A 17,787-nucleotide genomic window follows, 5' to 3' on the forward strand; every position below is an offset into this window, starting at 1 on the left:
CGATCGCCATCCGACACGAGCTCCTGGCGCACCGACGAGAAGGAGCTCGGCCATCGGCCGGGCTCCTTCTCGTGACTGTGGTCTCGATCGCGACTCAGATGTCTCCTCTGTCGCGACTCGTCACATTGTGGACCTAAGGGGATTCGAACCCCTGACCTTCTCATTGCGAACGAGACGCGCTACCAACTGCGCCATAGGCCCGTACAACCCGAGCAACGTTACCAGAGCTCGCGTCGCGGCGCGAAATCGGGGTCAGCCCGCGGCGCGTCGCGCCAGCAGCTCGCGCACGTGCTGCTCGATCTCGGCGTCATCGACGCGGCCCATCTGCGCGAAGCGCTCGCGCTCGCGCTCGATCGACACGGGGGCCGGGCGCTGGGCCTCGAGGCGCTCGCGCCCCGCCGCCTCGAGAGCGGCCTGGCGCAGGAGCTCCTGCGCCGACGCGGCCCCGACGGCGTCGGCGGCGCTGGATCCTGCCGTCGCCGTGAGCGGGGCGGGAAGGCGGCGAGGAGTCCAGCCGCGATCCTCGGGGTTGAGCAGCTGCGGCTCGTAGCGCCTCTCGGCGCGCGCCGGTTCGACGGCGACGGGCGCGCGGGAGGCGCTGCGGACGCGCGACGCGACCGAGGCCATGCGGCGGATCACGACGGCGCCCGCGACGAACGACGCGGCGCCGACGGCGATCCACGTCCACTGCCCCGTGGCCGCGAACTGCCACGCGCCGAGGCCCGCGACGACGAGGCCCACGGCCGCGAGGGTCGTCGCGACGAGGCGCAGGCGGCGCCGTGCGCGCGCCTGGCCGATGCGCGGATCCGCGCGCAGAGCCGCGAGGCGCGCCCGCTCGTCCTCGGCCGCCGCGATGCGCGAGAGGCGCTCGGCCTCGACCTCGCGCTTCTTCTGCGCGAGGGCCAGCTTGTCGGTGCGGTCGCGCAGGCGATCGTCTTCGGCCTGCATGCGCTTCACGAGGCGCTGCTGCTTCGCGGCCTCACGGCGCGACAGCTCGATGCGGACCTCTTCGGGCGTTTCGCTCGTCTCGGCGAGCACGCGCAGCGCCTGGTTGAGGACGACGGCGTTGCGTTCGGCGGCGTTGTAGCGCACCTTGGCGTGCCAGCTGGGCAGCAGGTACACGAGCCACAGCAGCGCGACGACGAGTGCGATCGCGCCGCCTCCGAGAATCTGCCCACCCATGCGACAAAGGTAGGGGACGGATCCCCTCGATCCGGTCGCGCGCGGGGCGTGTCGGGCGCCCCGCGCGCGCCGCGATCAGAGCAGCTGGCGCAGGTTCGTCTTCGCGAGGTCGATCAGCTCGTCGCCGCGGCCCGAGAGGACGGTGCGGATCGCGAAGAGCGCGAAGCCCTTCGCCTGCTCGAACGTGATGTTCGGCGGCATCGACAGCTCCTGGCGATCGGTCACGACATCGAGCACCGCGGGCCCATCGTGCGCGAGGAACTCCTCGACGGCGGCCGGGAGATCGGCCGACGACTCGACGCGGATCCCCTTGATCCCCACGGCCTCGGCGACCTTCGCGAAGTCGGGGTTCTTCAGCTCGGTGCCGTAGTTGACGAAGCCCGCCGCCTTCATCTCGAGCTCGACGAAGTTGAGCGACGAGTTGTCGAAGACGACCGTCTTGACCGGCAGGCCGTTCTGCGTGAGCGTGATCAGCTCGCCGAGGAGCATCGCGAGGCCGCCGTCGCCCGCGAGCGCGATGACCTGGCGCCCGCGATCCTGAGCCTGCGCGCCGATGCCCTGCGAGAGCGCGTTCGCCATGGATCCGTGGCTGAAGGATCCGATGAGCCTGCGGCGGCCGTTCATCGTCAGGTAGCGCGCGGCCCACACGGTGGGCGATCCGACGTCGGGGATGAACACCGCGTCGTCGGCCGCGGCCTCGTCGAGGAGGCGCGCGAGGTACTGCGGGTGGATCGTGCGCTTCGACGGGGTCGCGAGCTCGTCGAGGTCCTTGCGCGCGCGGCGGTAGTGCTTGACGGCGGCGTCGAGGTGGCTCGAGTCGGAGCGGTCGTCGAGGAACGGGAGCAGCTCGGAGAGGGTCTCGGCCGCTCCCCCGACGAGCCCGACGTCGACGGGCGTGCGCCGGCCGATCTGCTCGCCGCGGACGTCGATCTGGATCACCGCCGCGTCGTCGGGCAGGAACTGCTGATACGGGAAGTCGGTTCCGACCATGACGAGCGCGTCGCACTCGCGCATCGCGTGGTACCCCGACGAGAAGCCGATGAGGCCCGTCATCCCGACGTCGTACGGGTTGTCGTACTCGACGTGCTCCTTGCCGCGCATCGCGTGCACGATCGGGGCCTTGAGCTTCTCGGCGACGGCGATGAGCTCGTCGTGGGCGCCCGCGACGCCCGCGCCGGCGAGGATCGTGACGCCCTTCGCTTCGTTGAGCTTCGCGGCGGCCGCCTCGAGCTGCGACGCGGCGGGGATCACGCGCGACGGGACGCCGCGGATCTCCTCGGCGGCCGCCTCGAGCTCGGCGAGGCCGACGTCGCCCGGGATCACGAGCACGGCGACGCCGCGCTTCTCGATCGCCTCGCGCATCGCGATGCGCAGGAGGCGCGGCATCTGCGACGCGTGCGCGACGTGCTCGACGTAGACGCTGCACTCGCGGAAGAGGTCCTGCGGGTGCGTCTCCTGGAAGTAGCCGCTGCCGACCTCGTCGCTCGGGATGTGCGCCGCGATCGCGAGGACGGGAACGCGCGAGCGCTGCGCGTCGAAGAGGCCGTTGATGAGGTGGAGGTTGCCGGGGCCGCAGCTGCCGGCGCACACCGCGATCTCGCCCGTGATGGCGGCCTCGGCGCCCGCCGCGAAGGCCGCGGCCTCCTCGTGGCGCACGTGCACCCACTCGACCCCGCCCTCGACGCGCAGGGCGTCGGTGAAGCCGTTGAGCGAGTCGCCCGGCACCCCGTAGACGCGCTTCACCCCGCTCTTCTTCAGGGTCTGGACGATGTTGCGCGCGACGGTGGCCATGCTGATCCTTCCGCAGACGGAGACGGGGTCCGCGACCAGCCTATGGCCGCCGCGGACCCCGTGGGGCGGCTCGGTCTAACCGGGCAGGAACGACAGCTCCCAGCCCTCCCCCGCGCGCGCGTACCGGGCGCGCCTGCTCGGGCCGCGCTCGGATCCCTCCCACAGCAGGATCTCGGACGCCGTCAGCGCGAAGCCCACCCATCCGTCCGGCTCGGGGGGCGCGGGCGTCGCGGCGTCGAAGGCCGCGAAGGCCGCCTCGCGCTCGGCCCGCGGCCGCGCCGCCATCTCGGGCTCGTTGAGCGACGCGAGGAGCTGCAGGTACCGGCTGCGCCGGCCGAACGCCGCGCTCGCCTCCTCGGCCGCCGTCGGGGCGACGGGGCCGCGGAGCACGAGCTGCCGCGCGAGCTCGGGCCAGCGCACGACGATCGCGGCCGACGGGTGCGCCGCGAGCTCGGCGGCCTTCCGGCTCGACGCCTCGGTGTGGATCGCCACGGCGCCGTCGTGCACCGCCGACAGCAGCACCGTGCGCGCGTTCGGGACGCCGTCGAGCCCCACCGTCGCGAGCGTGCAGAGCGGTCTGTCGGGGTCGTCGTCCTCCGGCAGCCACGCGCGGACGAGGTCCCACGGGTCGGCGGGCAGATCCCCGTCCTGCACGCGGCGCTCGAGCCCCTCGGGCGGGACGTTGCCCTTCGCTCCCGGAGTCGCGACGACGCTCATGCGGCGTGCCGGAACGCGGCGATCTCGCCGAGCGCGCGGGCGACGAAGTCGACGCCCTCGGCGACGAGCTCCTCGCCGTACGCGGCCGTCGCGCCCGTCGGGTCGCCGACGACGCCCGACGCGCCGAAGTCGTCGCTCGTCCAGCCGAAGCTCACGGGGTACCCGTTGAACCCGATCGTCTCGAACGCCGCGATGTGCTCGGGGACGTTCCGGACGGCGCGCGACATGTCGACGAGGTCGGGCCGCAGCGCGAGCATGAGGCTCGTCTCCGAATGGCCCGCGTGGATCCCCATGCCGAACTCGTCCGGGCCGCCGTTCGCGGCTCCGCCCGCGCGCTGCGTGCCGGTTCCCATCGAGAAGGTCCGCAGCCCGAAGCGCCGGCGGATCTCGCGGTTCACGACCTGCAGCAGAGCCGAGTTCCCGCCGTGCCCGTTGAGGAACACGAGCGTGCGCGCGGGCGTCGCCGCGACCGACCGCCCGACGTCGACGAGCGTGTTCCAGATCGTCGACGCCTCCATCCAGATCGTGCCCGGGTAGGCGTGGTGCTCGTCGCTCTTGCTCGCCGCGATGGGCGGGAGAAGCCACGCGTCGACGCCGGACGCCGCCGCACGCTCGACGGCGCGCGCCCCGATCTCCTCGGGGATCACGAGGTCGGTGCTGACGGGCAGGTGCGGCCCGTGCTGCTCGAGCGCGCCGATCGGCTGGACGACGACCGACGCCTCGCTGAGCGCCTCGAGGAGCCGCGGCTGCGGCAGGTCGGTGAGAAGCCTCGTCATCGGATGGATCCCTTCTGCGGGCCCGCGTAATCGGGGTCGAGCTTGCCCGGGTTGAGCAGCCCGTTCGGGTCGGTCGTGCGCGCGAGAGCGACCGTTCGGGCGATCTCGAAGTCGACGTTCCACTGGTGGGGGTTGTGCACGCCGACGCCGATCTCGGCGAGCCGCGCGATGGCGGCGTCGACCGCCTCCGGGCCCGTGTACTCGGCCGCGAGCATGCCGATCGGCACGGTGTGTCCCGCCTCGATGTGCAGCAGCCCGTCGCCGATCGTGCGGTGCACGAGGTCGACGTCGTCGGCCAGCACGTCGCCCGAGACCTCGAGGTGGTAGTAGAAGCCGGGGCGCGACTTCTGCAGCCACTCGATCGGGTGGTTGTAGCTGAGCGTCGACAGCCGGGCGCTCGCCTGTGGCCCCTCGCGCAGCTCCTCGACGCGGCCGCCCGCGCCCTCGACGAGCCCCGTCGCGGCGGCGACGGCGTCGGGGTGCAGGATCGCACGGAGGCTCGACCGGCCCGCGGGGATCGCGTCGTCGTCCGGCAGGACCGCCGAGACCTCGACGGTGTCGGCCGACACGAGCCGCGGCGCGGGATCGAGGCGGCCGATCTCGCGGAGCACGGAGAGCGCGCCCGCGAAGCCGTCGAACGAGGCGTACATCGCGGTCCACTCGACGAGCGGCTCGAGCCGCACCGTCGCGCGGGCGATGATGCCCGCCGTGCCGTAGTTGTGCACGTACTTCTGCGCCTCCTCGCCCTCGACGTGGACGAGCCCGGATCCGTCGGCGTGGACGACGTCGAGCGCGACGACGAAGCCCTGGTGGTTGGCGCCGTGGGCGATCGTGCCCGTCCCGCCCGAGCCGCCCGCGAGGAAGCCGCCGACCGACGAGTTGATCGTCGACGGGTACATCCACAGCTGCTGGCCCGACTCGCGGGCCGCCTGCTCGAGCTGCGACATCGGCGCGCCGGCGTCGGCCGTGATCCAGCCGTCGCCGACCTCGACGACCGATCGGGCGCGCGACATGTCGAGCACGAGGCCGCCGTGGGAGGGGATCGCCTGGCCGTAGTTGCCGGTTCCCTTCCCGCGCGGGGTGATCGGGACGCCTGCGGCGAGCGCCGCGTCGACGGCCGCCGCGATCTCGTCCGGCGTCGTCGGGAACGCGACGATCTCGGCGACGCCGAGCGGCAGCAGCTCGCTGATCACGGGCGACATGCGCGCGCCGTCGACCGACGCCCGCTCGAGCATGCGCTGGTCGGTCGTGACGCCGCGCGGGCCGAGGAGCCCGGCGAGCCGTTCGTGGAGCCCGGCGACCGCGCTCGTCGGGGTCACGAGGGTCACTCCGCCAGTCCGATCGACGTGTCGAGGAACTCGTTCGTGTAGATGTCGGTCGCCTGGAGGTCGGGATCCACGTCGGCCGCGATGTTCTGGAAGAGATCCATCCCGGTGTCGAAGAACGCCGAGACGCGGTCGGGGTCGAAGTCGCCGATGTAGTCGTTGTCGCCGTTCGAGACGATGCCGTCGGCGATCATCTCGTCGACCGCGTACTCCGCGACGCCCTGCGAGTAGGTCCACCCGTTGTCGTACTGGTCGACGAGGTCGAGGATCATGTCGATCGTCGTGGACGGGTCGGCGAAGTAGTCGACCTCGGCCTGCTGCAGGATCGGCACGAGCTGCTCGAGGCACGGGGAGAGCTCGTCGAGGCGGTCGGCGCGGACCGACATCGCGGATCCGTAGATGTCCCAGCCCGTGGACGCGATGAGCGCGTAGTCGACCGGCTTGTCCCACGCCTCGATCTCGTTCTCGTAGATGTACGGCTCGGCCGAGGAGAATCCCTGCTGGGCCGACAGGCCGCCGTCGGCGACGAACGACGCGGGCGTGCCGTCGTATCCGCCGTCGGTGATGCTCTCGGGGACGATGCCCGCGGCGATGAGGTACTCCATGTAGGCCGCGCCGCCGAAGTAGCGCCACGCGCCGCCCGATTCCTCGAGGGCCGCGGCGAGGTCGTCGATCGTCTCGACGTCGGGGTAGGTCTCGGGATCCCACATGACCATCTGCGGGTTGACGTCCATCTGCGTCATGACGCCCACGACGGGGGTCGTCGCCGAGTTCGAGATCGCCGCGTCGGAGTGCACGTACCCGAGCGTGATGTCGTCGTCCTGGTACATGAGCGACTGGACCGTGCTGTAGCCCGCGGCGGGGCCGCCGGCGCGGACCTCGAAGTCGACGCCCGTGTACTCGCCGTCGACCATGAGGGGGCCGGACACCGACTTGGCGTCGGCGTCGACCGTATAGTCCTGGTTGATGAGCTGGAAGAGGTGGCCGTGCTCGGCCTCCGGATTCCAGTCGGTCTGGACGACGATCTTCTCGGGGCAGACCGACGAGAGGTCGAGGGATCCGACCTCGAGGTCGGCCGAGGCATCCGACTCGGTCGCGCTCGAGCACGCAGAGAGGGCGAGGGCCGCGACGCCGAGGGCGGCGACGGCGATGAGGGGGCGACGTTTCGTGGACATGGAGGGTCTCTTTCGGGTGGAGGGAGGGATCAGGCTTTGGTCGCGTCGTACCAGCGGCCGACGGCGAGCTTGGAGATCAGGCCGAAGCCGATGAAGATGACGACGCCGAGCAGGGCCGCGACGACGACCGACGCGTAGAGCTCTGGCGCGAGGAGGCGCGAGGTGTAGGCGCTCATGAGGGATCCGAGGCCCGGCGTCCCGCGGCGGAAGAAGTAGTCGCCGACGATCGCGCCGACGATCGAGAGGCCGGCCGAGGTGCGGAGGCCGACGAACATCGACGGCAGGGCGGCGGGGAGCTGCAGCTTCCAGAGGGTCGTCCAGCGGCGGGCGTGCTGCAGCTGGAACAGCTCCTTCTGGCTCTTGTCGACCGACTGCAGCCCGAACAGCGTGTTCGACACGATGGGGAACAGCGCGATGAGCACGCAGACGATGACGCGCCCCGGGAGGCCGTAGCCGAACCAGAAGCCGATGAGCGGGACGAGCGCGAGGATCGGGATGCACTGCAGGATCACGGCGTAGGGATAGAGCGAGCGCTCCGCCCACTTCGCCTGGAGCATGACGATCGCCCACGCGACGCCGAGGACGATCGCGATCGTGAGCCCGATGAAGGCGACGAGGGACGTCTGCCCCAGGGCCTCGAGGATCTCGGGGCCGACGATCGGGTCGAACAGGCCGTCGGTGAAGATCCGGTAGGGCGCGGGCAGGAGGAAGCTGCGGTCGCCGAGCAGCGCGCTCGCGACGCTCCACACCGCGATGATGAGGACGAAGACGACGAGCGGCGGCCACACCGTGCGGAGGAACCCCCGCGAGCGTCGCGCGCGGGCGGGTGGGGCGGCGGGTGCAGCCGCGACGGAGGACGGGGCCTCGAGGATCTGGGTCATGCGTGCGCCTCCTTGAGCGAGTGGGACACGCGCCCCACGAGGTCGCCGAACTCGGGTGTGTAGCGGATGTCCGGATCACGGGGCATGTCGAAGGGCACGTCGACGACGTCGACCACGTGTCCCGGGCGCCCCGACATCACCACGACGCGGGTCGACAGGTACACGGCCTCGGCGACCGAGTGGGTGATGAAGAGGCCCCCGAAGCCCTTCGCGACGAAGAGCCGGAGGAGCTCGTCGTTGAGGCGCTGGCGGGTGATCTCGTCGAGCGCGCCGAACGGCTCGTCGAAGAGGAAGAGATCCGGGTCGAGCGTCAGCGAGCGCGCGAGCGACGCGCGCATGCGCATGCCGCCCGACAGCTCGCGCGGCATCGACTTCTCGAAGCCCGAGAGCCCGACGAGGTCGATCGCCTCGCGGGCCGTCACGGCGCGCTCGGCGCGGGAGCGCCCGTTGAGCTCGGCGAGCAGCTCGACGTTCTGCTGCACCGAGCGCCACGGCAGGAGGGTCGCGTCCTGGAACACGAAGCCGACGCGGTCGGTGCGCGTGTCGCACTCCCCCGCGGTCTCGCGCTCGAGCCCCGCCGCGATCCGCAGCAGGGTCGACTTGCCGCAGCCCGACGGGCCGACGACGGTCACGAACTCGCCGCGGCGCACCGTGACGTCGATGTGTTCGAGGGCGAGCGTGCCGCCCTGGTAGGTCATGCCGACGTCGCGGAAGTCGACGAGGACCTCCCCGACCCGGCGGTCCTCGAGTGCCACGGTTGTCATGCGTTCTCCTCCTGGTGTGCGCGCGGAAGCATCCAGCGCGAGGTCTCGGTGCGCGCGACGATGCGTCCGCGCGAGATGACGATCCGGTCGGCAGGCGCCGTCGCGATCGCGTCGGCGAGGCTCCCCGCCCGCACCGCGAGCAGGTCGGCCCGCAGCCCCGCCTCGGGCCCCGCGGCGGGGAGGCCCATGACGGCGCGGGCGTCGCTCGACACGGCCGCCCACGCCTCGTCGATCGGGACGTGCCCAGCCGTCACGAGGAGCATCGCCGTCTCGAACGCGTCGGCGCGCCCCATGGGGTTGAACGGATCGCGGATGTTGTCGCCGCCCGCCGCCGTGAGGACCCCCGCCGCGCGGAGGCGGTTGACGGGCGCGATCCCGCGCGGCGTCGCGACGTCGTCGTCCCACCCCTGCAGGTAGAGGTTCGTGATGGGGTTCGCGATCACGCCGATCCCGGCCGCCGCGACGTCGGCGAGCAGAGGGTCGAGCTCGTCGCTCTCGAGCATCGACAGCCGGACGCAGTGGCCGGCCGAGCGCGTGACGGTCCATCCCGCCGTGCGCTCGGCGAGGAGGCGCAGCGTGCCGCCGTGCCGCAGCGCCTCGTCGGCGTGGAAGTCGACGCCGACGCCGCGGCGCTCGGCGATCCCGATGAGGCGATCGAAGTCGGCCGCCTCGTCGGCCGCGAGGTGCGGGGCGCCGCCGACCAGGTCGGCGCCCGCGTCGAGGGCCGCCTCGACGCGGGCGGGGTCGATGTCGCGCCCCGCGAGGGCGACGATCTCGATGTCGACGAGGCCGGCGAACTCGTCGCGCACGCGGGCGACGGCGCGGACGCCGCGGGTCGGATCCCCCTCGGAGGGGACGTCGACGTGCGAGCGCAGAGCCGTCGTCCCGTTCGCGAGGTACTCGGCGACGGCGCGCGACGCCCGCCCGTGGATCTCGTCGGCGTCGATCGTCTGGATGTACTCGACCCACGACGCGATCGCGGTCGGCAGATCGCCCGACGGGGGCCGGATCGCGCTCCACGACAGCGCCTTGTCGAGGTGCGTGTGGGGGTCGGCCGGCGCCGCCAGGAGGAGGTGGCCGCGGAGGTCCTCGTCGCCCGGCGCGAACGGCGCGTCGGACGCGGGCTCGACCGACGCCACGAGGCCGTCCTCGAGGGCGACGTCGACGACGGATCCGTCGGCGAGGGCGACTCCGCGAAGGCGGATCGGGGGTGAAATCTGCATGTGGTACACCTGAGGTCATCGAGCGAATGTTGATGTGATCAACATCGCCGAAGCTAGGCCCGCCGTGTTACCCCGGGGTTTCCGGGAGGCGCGCGGCGCGAAACGAAATGAGGATCCCGGTGGACGACACCGACAGCGCGCGGCTCGGCGCCGCGATCCGCGCGAGGCGCAAGCAGCTCGGCCTCACGATCGTGCGGCTCGCCGAGCTCGCCGACCTCTCTCACCCCTTCGTGAGCCAGGTGGAGCGCGGCCACGCGCGCCCGAGCCTCGACTCGCTGCGCCGCATCGCGCTCGCCCTCGGAACGAGCCAGATCGAGCTCATGAGCGGCACCTCGCTCGGGACGACGTCGCCGGCGCCCGGCGTCTTCGGCGAGGGCGAGGCGCGCATGCTGACGAGCGGGGACACGCGCTTCACCGTCATCGACTCGACGGGGAACAAGACCGAACGCAAGGCGTACTTCGAGCACCCCGAGGACGAGTTCGTCACGGTCCTCGCGGGCACGGTGATCATCGACCTCGGGCCCGATGACGAGCGCACCCTGGCGCCGGGCGACTCGGCGTACTACCGCGGGGGCACGCCCCACCGGTGGTGCAGCGCCGACGGATCCCCCTACCGGCTCATCGTCGTCAAGGAGCGCCGCCAGGGCGCCGCGGACGAGGAGGACGAGGCATGAGCTTCTTCAGCGACGTCGACCGCGAGCTCGTCGTCACGCACCGCACCGAGCTGTCGGGCCGCGTCGTCGCGCTCGAGCTCGCGGCGTCGAACGGCCGGCCGCTCCCCGCCTGGCAGCCCGGCGCCCACATCGACCTCGTCCTCGGGAGCGGGGTCGAGCGCCAGTACTCGCTGTGCTCGTCCCCCGACGCGCGCGACAGCTGGCGCGTCGCGATCCTCCGCGAGGACGGAGGGCGGGGCGGATCCGCCGCGGCGCACCGCCTCGCGGTCGGCGATCGGGTCCGCGCGCGCGGCCCCCGCAGCAACTTCGCGCTCCCGCCCGCCGGCGCGGGCGAGCGCGTCGCCTTCGTGGCCGGCGGGATCGGCATCACCCCGATCCTGCCGATGGTGCACGCCGCCGCCCGGGCGGGCGCCGACTGGACGCTCGACTACGCCGCGGCGTCCCGCGACGCGCTCGTGCTCGCCGACGAGCTCGCGGGCCTCGGGGATCGCGTGCGGCTCCACGTCTCCGACGAGGGCACGCGCGCCGACCTCGCCGAGATCGTCTCCGGCGCCGCGGGCGCACCCATCGTCGCCTGCGGCCCCGAGCGACTCCTCGCGGCGCTCGAGGACGAGGTCGCGGATCCCGCGCAGCTCCACACGGAGCCGTTCACGGCGTCCGAGCTGCCCGCGCCGGTCTGGGCGGGGCCCTTCGAGGTCGAGGTCGCCTCGACCGGAGACGTCCTCACCGTCTCCCCCGACGAGTCGGTCCTCGAGGCCCTCGAGCGCGGCGGGGTCTTCGCGGTGTCGTCGTGCCGCGAGGGGACGTGCGGGACGTGCGAGACCGTCGTCATCGACGGGGAGGTCGACCACCGCGACCGCGTGCTGACGGAGGGCGAGCGCGAGACGAGCCCCGTCATGATGGTCTGCGTGTCGCGGGCCGCGTGCCCGCGGCTCGTGCTCGACGTCTGAGCCCGAGGACGCCGAAGGGGGCGCGGATCCCGATCGGATCCGCGCCCCCTCCTCGTCGCGATTACGCCGCGCCGGCGATGATCCGGTCGACGATCGCCTGGTCGACGCCGAAGCTCACGAGGCGACCGAGCGGCAGCGAGTCGCCCATGGGGTTCGGCTCGTCGACCGAGAACAGCTCGCCGAACGCCGTCTTGCCGAGGGCCTCGCGGGCGAGGTCGCCGACGACGGGGTGCGCGAGCACCTCCGAGACGACCGAGTCGCGCGTGACGGGCAGGACGAGCTCGTCGCCCGCGACCGCGACATCGGCCGCCCCGACGAGGTCGCGGCTCGACGAGCCGACCTCGACGCGGTAGGCGCCGTCCTCGACGACCCAGGCGCCCGTGCGGACCTCCCAGTACGCGAGGTCGCGGCGGCGGATCGAGAGCACGACCTCGCGGCTCTCACCCGGCTGCAGCTCGACCGACGCGAACGCCTTGAGCTCGCGCGGCACGCGGACGACCGACGACTCCGGCACCGAGACGTAGGCCTGCACGACCTCGCGGCCCGCGACGTCGCCCGTGTTCGTCACCGAGACCGTGACCGCGATGCCGCCGTCGGCGTCGGCCACGGCGGTCGGGGCGCCGATCTCGAACGTCGTGTACGAGAGGCCGAAGCCGAAGGGGAAGCGCACGTCGATCGCGCGCGCGTCGTACCAGCGGTAGCCGACGAAGAGGCCCTCGCCGTAGTGGACGCGGCTCGCCTCGCCGGGGAAGCTCGTGAACGCGGGGCTGTCCTCGAGGCGGAAGGGGATCGTCTCCGTGAGACGGCCCGACGGGTTGACGGCGCCGAAGAGCACGTCGGCCGTCGCGGATCCGCCCGCCTGGCCGAGCAGCCAGGTCTCGAGCACGCCCGAGACGCGCTCGGCGAAGGGGAGCGCGACGACGCTGCCGTTCGAGAGCACGACGACGACGCGCTCGTTCGCCTCGATCACGGCGTCGAGCACCGCGAGCTGCTCGGCCGGGAGGTCGATGTGCTCGCGGTCGAAGCCCTCGGACTCGTCCTCGTCGGGCAGGCCGAGGAAGACGACGGCGACGTCGGCCGCCTTCGCGGCGGCGACGGCCTCGTCGCGCAGGGCGTCGAGGACGCTCTGCGCGGGCTTCGGGGCCTTGGCCCCGCTCATGCCGATACCCTCGGGGGCCTCGGGCACGACGTAGCCGGCCGAGTAGCTGACCTCGGAGGCGACCTCGCGGATCGCGTCGAGCGCCGCGTCGACCCGCGTCGGGTTGATGTGGCTCGAGCCGCCGCCCTGGAAGCGCGGCTTCGCGGCGAACTCGCCGATGACGGCGATGCTCTGCGAGGCGCTGAGGGGCAGGACGCCGTCGTTCTTCAGGAGGACGATCGAGCGCGCGGCCGCCTCGCGGGCGATCGCGTGGTGCTCGTCGGCGTCGAAGCCGCCCGAGACCGCGGGGCGCTCCCCGGCCTTGCGGATCAGGTCGAGCGCGCGCTGGGCGACGATGTCGAGGTACTCCTCGTCGAGGGATCCGTCCTTCACGGCCGCGACGAGCTGCGCGTCGGTGAGGCCGCCCGACGCCGGCATCTCGAGGTCCATGCCGGCCTTGACTCCCTCGGTGCGGATGTTCGAGGCGCCCCAGTCGCTCATGACGAGGCCCTCGAAGCCCCACTCGGTGCGCAGGACGTGGGTGAGGAGCCAGGGATCCTCGGACGCGTAGACGCCGTTGATGCGGTTGTACGAGCACATGACGGTCCACGGCTGCTCGTCCTCGACGACGCCCTGGAACGCGCGGAGGTAGATCTCGCGCAGCGTGCGAGCGTCGACCTCGCTCGACGCGCGCATGCGGTCGGTCTCCTGGTTGTTCGCGGCGAAGTGCTTGAGCGACGTGCCGACGCCCTGCGACTGGATCCCGCGCACGATGCCGGAGCCCATGGTCGAGGCGATGAAGGGATCCTCCGAGAAGTACTCGAAGTTGCGGCCGCCGAGCAGCGAGCGCTTGATGTTCACGCCGGGGCCGAGAACGACCGCGACGTCCTCGATCGCGGCCTCGCGGCCGATCGCGGCGCCGACGCGGGCCGTGACCTCGGGGTCCCAGGACGAGCCGAGGGCGACGGCCGGGGGGAAGCACGTGGCGGGGACCGAGGCGTTGAGGCCCAGGTGGTCTGCCTCGCCCGCCTGCTTGCGCAGGCCGTGAGGGCCGTCGGTCACCATGATGGGCTCGACGCCGAGTCGCTCGACGCCCTTCAGGTGCCAGAAATCGAGGCCGCTCGTGAGCGCGGCCTTCTCGTCGAGCGTGAGCTCGGAGACGTCGGGAACGGTGGTGTCGGACATGACTCTCCATCGGGTCGGGATCGGATGTCTGCCAAAACCTTACGCTGGTCGGCTTTGTGCGACAAGCGCCGCACCGACCCCGCGCTACCGCCCGACGCGCTCCCGCAGGGCCGAGCGGATCTCGGCCTCGTCGGCGTCGACGAGCGCGTAGTCGCGCACGACGATCCGGCCGCCCACGACGACGTGCCTCGGGCGCCGCCCCGGGCTGAGCCACAGCAGGCCCGCGACGGGATCCGCCGTGCCCCCGTCGGCGACCCCCGACACGTCCCACACGCAGAGGTCGGCGGCCGCGCCGTGCTCGATCCGCCCGAGATCCCGGCGCCCCAGACCGTCGGCGGACCCCGCCGTCGCCATCGTCAGGAGGTCGCGCGCGTCGAGCTGCGCCCCGGCGAGGCCCGACACCTGCAGGGCGAGCCGCGCGTCGGCGAGGAGGTGCCCCGCGTCGTTGCTGCCGCCGCCCGATGTCCCGAGCCCCAGGCGGACGCCGGCGTCGAGCATCGCCTGCACGGGCGCGACCCCCCAGCCCATCGGCACGTCGCACCCGGGTGCGTGCGTGCCCGTGACTCCGCGCTCGGCGAGGAGCGCGATCTCGTCGGGGGTCACGTCGCACAGGTGCGCGATCGTCGTGCCGCGCTCGAGCCACCCCCATGCGTCGAGCAGCTCGAGCGGCCGGCGACCGAACCGCACGAGCGCGATCTCGGTGTCGACCTGCTCGTTCGCCTGGGTCCGTCGCCTCAGGCCGCGCGCGTCCGCGACCTCGGCGAAGGCCCGGAAGGTCGCCTCGCCGTCGCTGTGCACGCCGGCGGGGCCGACCGCGACCTGCACGACGCCGTCGTCGCTCACGCCGCCGGGCGCGGGGGCGAGCTCCTGCGCGATCCGGTCGGCGCTCGCCGCGGCGGTGGCCGCGTCGTCGCCCGCGCTCCCGCGCACGAACGCGACGCGGCCGCCGAGCTCGCGTGCCGCGCGCGCGACGCCGAGCGCGACCTCGGTCCCCGCGTCGAGGGACGACGCATCGATCGCGGGCCAGTTCAGCTGATGATCCGCGACCGTCGTGACTCCCGCGAGCAGGCCCTCGGCGATCGCGATCCGCCCCGCGGCGTAGGTGAGGGATCCGTCGATCCCCGCGTCGCGATAGGCCGCCGCCATCGCGGGCAGCCACTCGCGCATCGGCACCTGCCGCGTACCCGGCAGGGTGCGGAAGGCCGACTGGAAGAGGTGGTGATGGGCGTTGACGAGGCCCGGCGTGACGATGCATCCGGAGACGTCGAGGATCTCGGCGCCGCTCCCGGGGCCCGCGGCGATCCGCCCGTCCGCGACGTGCACGTCGCCCGCGCCCTCCCGCCCGGATGTCCAGACCGACAGGGCTCCGCGCAGGGTGATGCTCATGACCGCATCCTGCCGGAGCGACGTTTCGGGGATGTCTCGCCCGCGCGGGATCCGGTCAGGGGCTCTCGGGGCGGGCGGCGGCCGACTCGGGCGCCGCGCCCGAGAGCCAGCGGCGCAGGACCCCGCCGGGCGCGTCCTCGCGCGTGAGCGCGAAGGCGAAGTGATCGCGCCAGTCGCCGTCGATGTGGATGTAGCGACGGCGGAAGCCCTCGTAGCGGAAACCGAGCTTCTCGACGACGCGCAGGCTCGGCCCGTTCTCGGGGCGGATGCAGATCTCCATGCGGTGCAGCCGCAGCGCCGAGAAGCACAGGTCGGTCGCGAGCGCGACGGCGGTCGGGGTGATCCCCCGCCCCGCGACCCGCTTCGAGACCCAGTAGCCGATCGTCGCCGAGGACAGGGATCCGCGCGCGATCCCCCACACGTTGAGCTGGCCGATGACCTCGCCCTCGTACTCGATGACGAAGGGCACGCTCTGGCCGTCGCGGTACTGCTGCTGGAGCCGCCTGACGCCCGAGCGCATGTCGAGCGACACCGCGCCGTCGGGGTTCGTGGCCTCCCAGGGCGAGAGCCACGCCCTGTTGGTCATGAGCTCGTGCTGCAGGGGCTTAGCGTCACGGGCCCGGACCAGTCGGATGGTCACGGGCCCGTGGGCGCTCTCGAGGGCATCCATGCCGCTGATCTCCTCGGACATCGTCGCGGCCGGTTGCCGCGTTCTCAGATGCTAGCGGCGAAATCCTTCAGCCACGGCTTCAGGTCGGGGCCGAGGTCGTCGCGGTCGCTCGCGAGCTGCACGATCGCCTTGATGTAGTCGAGCTTGTCGCCCGTGTCGTAGCGGCGGCCGCGGAAGATCACGCCGTACACGTCGACGTTCTCGGGGTCGGCGGCGACCTCCTTGAGCGCGTCGGTCAGCTGGATCTCGTTGCCCTTGCCCGGAGCGGTGTGCTCGAGGACGGGGAAGATCTCCTTGGTCAGGAGGTAGCGGCCGATGATCGCGAGGTTCGAGGGCGCGTCCTCCTTGGCGGGCTTCTCGACGAGGTCGAGCACCTTCACGACGTCGGGGTCGTCGGTCGCCTCGACCGACGCGCAGCCGTAGAGGCTGATCTGGTCGGGGTCGACCTCCATGAGGGCGATGACCATGGCCTGCTTCTGCTCGTTGACCTCGATCATCTTGGGGAGCAGCGGGTTGCGCTCGTCGATGAGGTCGTCGCCGAGCATGACGGCGAAGGGCGTGTCGCCGACATGCGACTGCGCACGCGACACCGCGTGGCCGAGGCCCTTGGGCTCACCCTGGCGGAGCAGGTGGATGTCGGCGAGCTCGCTCGAACGCTGCACGTGGCCGAGCTTCGTGTCGTCGCCCTTCTGCGTCAGCTTCTCCTCGAGCTCGGGGACCGAGTCGAAGTGGTTCGCGATGGCGTTCTTGTTGCGACCGATGATCATGAGGACATCGCGGATCCCGGCTGCGACGGCCTCTTCCACCACGTACTGGATCGCGGGCTTGTCGACGACCGGGAGCATCTCCTTGGGCGTCGCCTTCGTCGCAGGAAGGAAGCGAGTGCCGAGGCCCGCGACGGGCATGACGGCCTTGATCTTGGCAGGTTCCATGCGAAACACCATAGGCGAGAGAGCCGAGGATTCCAGTCGACGGGGCCGATGCGCGCAGACTGGGCCGGTGGACCTCTCCCTCCCCGAGCAGAAGGACGCGCTCCGCCGGCGCATCCGGGCCGAGCGGCGCGCGCGGCCGGCCGCCGAGCGCGCCTGGACGGAGGAGGGGATCCGGGCGCGCGGCCTCGACGCGATCGCGCGCTTCGGCGCGCGCACCGTCGCCTGCTACCTGCCGACCGCGACCGAGCCGCCGACCCGCGCGCTCATCGCCGCGGCGACGGCCGCGGGGGTGCGGGTCCTCCTCCCGATCGCGCGCGACGACGGATCCCTCGACTGGGCGCTGCCGGGCGGCGAACGGACGTCGTCGCTGCGCGTTCCCGAGCCGACGGGGCCGGCCCTCGGACCCGGCGCGCTCGCGGAGGCCGACCTCGTGCTCGCCCCCGCGACGGCGGTCGACCGGTCGGGGCACCGGCTCGGCGGGGGCGGCGGCTTCTACGACCGCGCGCTCGCGCTGCTCGCGCCCGGGACTCCCGTGATGACGGTCAACTATGATTCTGAGGTCGACGACGACGTGCCGCGCGAGGCCCACGACGTCGCGGTGACCGGCACGATCACGCCGACGCAGATCCTGATCCACCGCGGCCCCCCGGCCGTCTGAGAGGTCCTCATGCCCACCTACTCCTATGCGTGCACGCAGTGCGGCCACGCCTTCGACGCCGTGCAGTCGTTCAGCGACGACGCCCTCACCGTCTGCCCCGAGTGCGGCGGGAAGCTGCGCAAGCAGTACGGATCCATCGGCGTCACCTTCCGCGGATCCGGGTTCTACCGGACCGACTCCCGCGGGTCGCATTCGTCGTCGACGGGCGCGGGATCTGACGAATCGCGCTCTTCCACGGCATCATCGTCATCGGCACCGGCCCCGGCGAGCACCTCGTCGGGCGGCGCCGCGGGCGCCTGACCGTCGGACGCCCGTCTGGTCGGAAGTAGACGGGCGCCGCGCTTCGCGGTCCCGGAATGA

General features: G+C 72.5%; 17 protein-coding genes and 1 tRNA gene. 4 read left to right on the forward strand and 14 right to left on the reverse strand.

Going from position 1 to position 17,787, the window contains the following annotated elements; all coding sequences use genetic code 11:
• Positions 1–128: 128 nt before the first annotated feature.
• The 10 genes from H576_RS0112435 to H576_RS0112480 form a co-directional block, all read right to left on the reverse strand.
• A tRNA-Ala gene (locus H576_RS0112435) sits at positions 129–201 on the reverse strand.
• A gap of 51 nt (positions 202–252) precedes the next feature.
• Positions 253–1,182 (reverse strand): hypothetical protein, encoded by a 930-nt coding sequence (locus H576_RS0112440; protein WP_029151189.1) that lies wholly within the window; start codon positions 1,180–1,182, stop codon positions 253–255.
• Between the two features lie 75 nt (positions 1,183–1,257).
• A complete protein-coding gene (poxB, locus tag H576_RS0112445; protein ID WP_029151190.1) occupies positions 1,258–2,973 on the reverse strand; it encodes a ubiquinone-dependent pyruvate dehydrogenase in 1,716 nt (571 codons plus the stop codon).
• Positions 2,974–3,048: 75 nt separating this feature from the next.
• The gene (locus H576_RS15810) at positions 3,049–3,690 is read right to left on the reverse strand and encodes a pyridoxamine 5'-phosphate oxidase family protein (RefSeq protein WP_051172749.1); all 642 of its coding nucleotides are present in this window, start codon (positions 3,688–3,690) and stop codon (positions 3,049–3,051) included.
• Positions 3,687–4,466, reverse strand: coding sequence for a creatininase family protein (locus tag H576_RS0112455; protein WP_029151191.1), 780 nt, complete (start codon positions 4,464–4,466; stop codon positions 3,687–3,689). The genes H576_RS15810 and H576_RS0112455 overlap by 4 nt, the downstream gene beginning before the upstream one ends.
• Complete coding sequence (locus H576_RS15815; RefSeq protein ID WP_036320907.1) at positions 4,463–5,794, reverse strand: FAD-binding oxidoreductase; 1,332 nt, start codon at positions 5,792–5,794, stop codon at positions 4,463–4,465. Before H576_RS15815 ends, H576_RS0112455 begins: the two co-directional genes overlap by 4 nt.
• Positions 5,791–6,966, reverse strand: a complete 1,176-nt coding sequence (locus H576_RS0112465) for a hypothetical protein (RefSeq protein ID WP_029151192.1) — start codon at positions 6,964–6,966, stop codon at positions 5,791–5,793. Before H576_RS0112465 ends, H576_RS15815 begins: the two co-directional genes overlap by 4 nt.
• Before the next feature lie 29 nt (positions 6,967–6,995).
• Positions 6,996–7,847, reverse strand: a complete 852-nt coding sequence (locus tag H576_RS0112470) for an ABC transporter permease (protein ID WP_029151193.1) — start codon at positions 7,845–7,847, stop codon at positions 6,996–6,998.
• Positions 7,844–8,611, reverse strand: a complete 768-nt coding sequence (locus tag H576_RS0112475; RefSeq protein ID WP_029151194.1) for an ABC transporter ATP-binding protein — start codon at positions 8,609–8,611, stop codon at positions 7,844–7,846. The genes H576_RS0112470 and H576_RS0112475 overlap by 4 nt, the downstream gene beginning before the upstream one ends.
• Complete coding sequence (locus H576_RS0112480; RefSeq protein WP_029151195.1) at positions 8,608–9,834, reverse strand: amidohydrolase family protein; 1,227 nt, start codon at positions 9,832–9,834, stop codon at positions 8,608–8,610. The genes H576_RS0112475 and H576_RS0112480 overlap by 4 nt, the downstream gene beginning before the upstream one ends.
• Before the next feature lie 119 nt (positions 9,835–9,953).
• On the opposite strand from H576_RS0112480, the gene H576_RS0112485 reads away from it, so the two are divergent.
• Positions 9,954–10,508 (forward strand): helix-turn-helix domain-containing protein, encoded by a 555-nt coding sequence (locus tag H576_RS0112485; protein ID WP_051172752.1) that lies wholly within the window; start codon positions 9,954–9,956, stop codon positions 10,506–10,508.
• A complete protein-coding gene (locus tag H576_RS0112490) occupies positions 10,505–11,458 on the forward strand; it encodes a PDR/VanB family oxidoreductase (protein ID WP_029151197.1) in 954 nt (317 codons plus the stop codon). The genes H576_RS0112485 and H576_RS0112490 overlap by 4 nt, the downstream gene beginning before the upstream one ends.
• 61 nt (positions 11,459–11,519) lie before the next feature.
• Here H576_RS0112490 and H576_RS0112495 read toward each other — a convergent pair whose 3' ends face one another.
• From H576_RS0112495 to galU, 4 genes are all read right to left on the reverse strand, one after another.
• A complete protein-coding gene (locus H576_RS0112495; protein ID WP_029151198.1) occupies positions 11,520–13,781 on the reverse strand; it encodes a glycoside hydrolase family 3 C-terminal domain-containing protein in 2,262 nt (753 codons plus the stop codon).
• An 84-nt stretch (positions 13,782–13,865) separates the two neighbouring features.
• Positions 13,866–15,167, reverse strand: coding sequence for an amidohydrolase family protein (locus H576_RS0112500; RefSeq protein WP_051172754.1), 1,302 nt, complete (start codon positions 15,165–15,167; stop codon positions 13,866–13,868).
• Between the two features lie 55 nt (positions 15,168–15,222).
• The gene (locus H576_RS0112505) at positions 15,223–15,837 is read right to left on the reverse strand and encodes a GNAT family N-acetyltransferase (RefSeq protein ID WP_029151200.1); all 615 of its coding nucleotides are present in this window, start codon (positions 15,835–15,837) and stop codon (positions 15,223–15,225) included.
• A 44-nt stretch (positions 15,838–15,881) separates the two neighbouring features.
• Positions 15,882–16,769, reverse strand: a complete 888-nt coding sequence (gene galU, locus H576_RS0112510; protein ID WP_029151201.1) for a UTP--glucose-1-phosphate uridylyltransferase GalU — start codon at positions 16,767–16,769, stop codon at positions 15,882–15,884.
• 67 nt (positions 16,770–16,836) lie between these two features.
• On the opposite strand from galU, the gene H576_RS0112515 reads away from it, so the two are divergent.
• Together H576_RS0112515 and H576_RS0112520 are read left to right on the forward strand one after the other, a co-directional pair.
• The gene (locus H576_RS0112515) at positions 16,837–17,427 is read left to right on the forward strand and encodes a 5-formyltetrahydrofolate cyclo-ligase (protein ID WP_029151202.1); all 591 of its coding nucleotides are present in this window, start codon (positions 16,837–16,839) and stop codon (positions 17,425–17,427) included.
• A 9-nt stretch (positions 17,428–17,436) separates the two neighbouring features.
• Entirely contained in the window at positions 17,437–17,727 is a 291-nt protein-coding gene (locus H576_RS0112520; RefSeq protein ID WP_029151203.1) for an FmdB family zinc ribbon protein, read from the forward strand.
• Positions 17,728–17,787 lie beyond the last annotated feature (60 nt).

Origin of the sequence: Microbacterium indicum DSM 19969 (assembly GCF_000422385.1) — a bacterium.
Lineage (GTDB): Bacteria > Actinomycetota > Actinomycetes > Actinomycetales > Microbacteriaceae > Microbacterium > Microbacterium indicum.

What these genes read in the sequence shown, in the direction of transcription:
- H576_RS0112465 (WP_029151192.1), bottom strand. Translation starts at nt 6,966, where the DNA reads ATGTCCACGAAACGTCGCCCCCTCATCGCCGTCGCCGCCCTCGGCGTC.
- H576_RS0112495 (WP_029151198.1), bottom strand. Translation starts at nt 13,781, where the DNA reads ATGTCCGACACCACCGTTCCCGACGTCTCCGAGCTCACGCTCGACGAG.
- poxB (WP_029151190.1), bottom strand. Translation starts at nt 2,973, where the DNA reads ATGGCCACCGTCGCGCGCAACATCGTCCAGACCCTGAAGAAGAGCGGG.
- H576_RS0112470 (WP_029151193.1), bottom strand. Translation starts at nt 7,847, where the DNA reads ATGACCCAGATCCTCGAGGCCCCGTCCTCCGTCGCGGCTGCACCCGCC.
- H576_RS0112480 (WP_029151195.1), bottom strand. Translation starts at nt 9,834, where the DNA reads ATGCAGATTTCACCCCCGATCCGCCTTCGCGGAGTCGCCCTCGCCGAC.
- H576_RS0112475 (WP_029151194.1), bottom strand. Translation starts at nt 8,611, where the DNA reads ATGACAACCGTGGCACTCGAGGACCGCCGGGTCGGGGAGGTCCTCGTC.
- H576_RS0112500 (WP_051172754.1), bottom strand. Translation starts at nt 15,167, where the DNA reads ATGAGCATCACCCTGCGCGGAGCCCTGTCGGTCTGGACATCCGGGCGG.
- galU (WP_029151201.1), bottom strand. Translation starts at nt 16,769, where the DNA reads ATGGAACCTGCCAAGATCAAGGCCGTCATGCCCGTCGCGGGCCTCGGC.
- H576_RS0112490 (WP_029151197.1), top strand. Translation starts at nt 10,505, where the DNA reads ATGAGCTTCTTCAGCGACGTCGACCGCGAGCTCGTCGTCACGCACCGC.
- H576_RS15810 (WP_051172749.1), bottom strand. Translation starts at nt 3,690, where the DNA reads ATGAGCGTCGTCGCGACTCCGGGAGCGAAGGGCAACGTCCCGCCCGAG.
- H576_RS0112455 (WP_029151191.1), bottom strand. Translation starts at nt 4,466, where the DNA reads ATGACGAGGCTTCTCACCGACCTGCCGCAGCCGCGGCTCCTCGAGGCG.
- H576_RS0112505 (WP_029151200.1), bottom strand. Translation starts at nt 15,837, where the DNA reads ATGGATGCCCTCGAGAGCGCCCACGGGCCCGTGACCATCCGACTGGTC.
- H576_RS0112440 (WP_029151189.1), bottom strand. Translation starts at nt 1,182, where the DNA reads ATGGGTGGGCAGATTCTCGGAGGCGGCGCGATCGCACTCGTCGTCGCG.
- H576_RS0112520 (WP_029151203.1), top strand. Translation starts at nt 17,437, where the DNA reads ATGCCCACCTACTCCTATGCGTGCACGCAGTGCGGCCACGCCTTCGAC.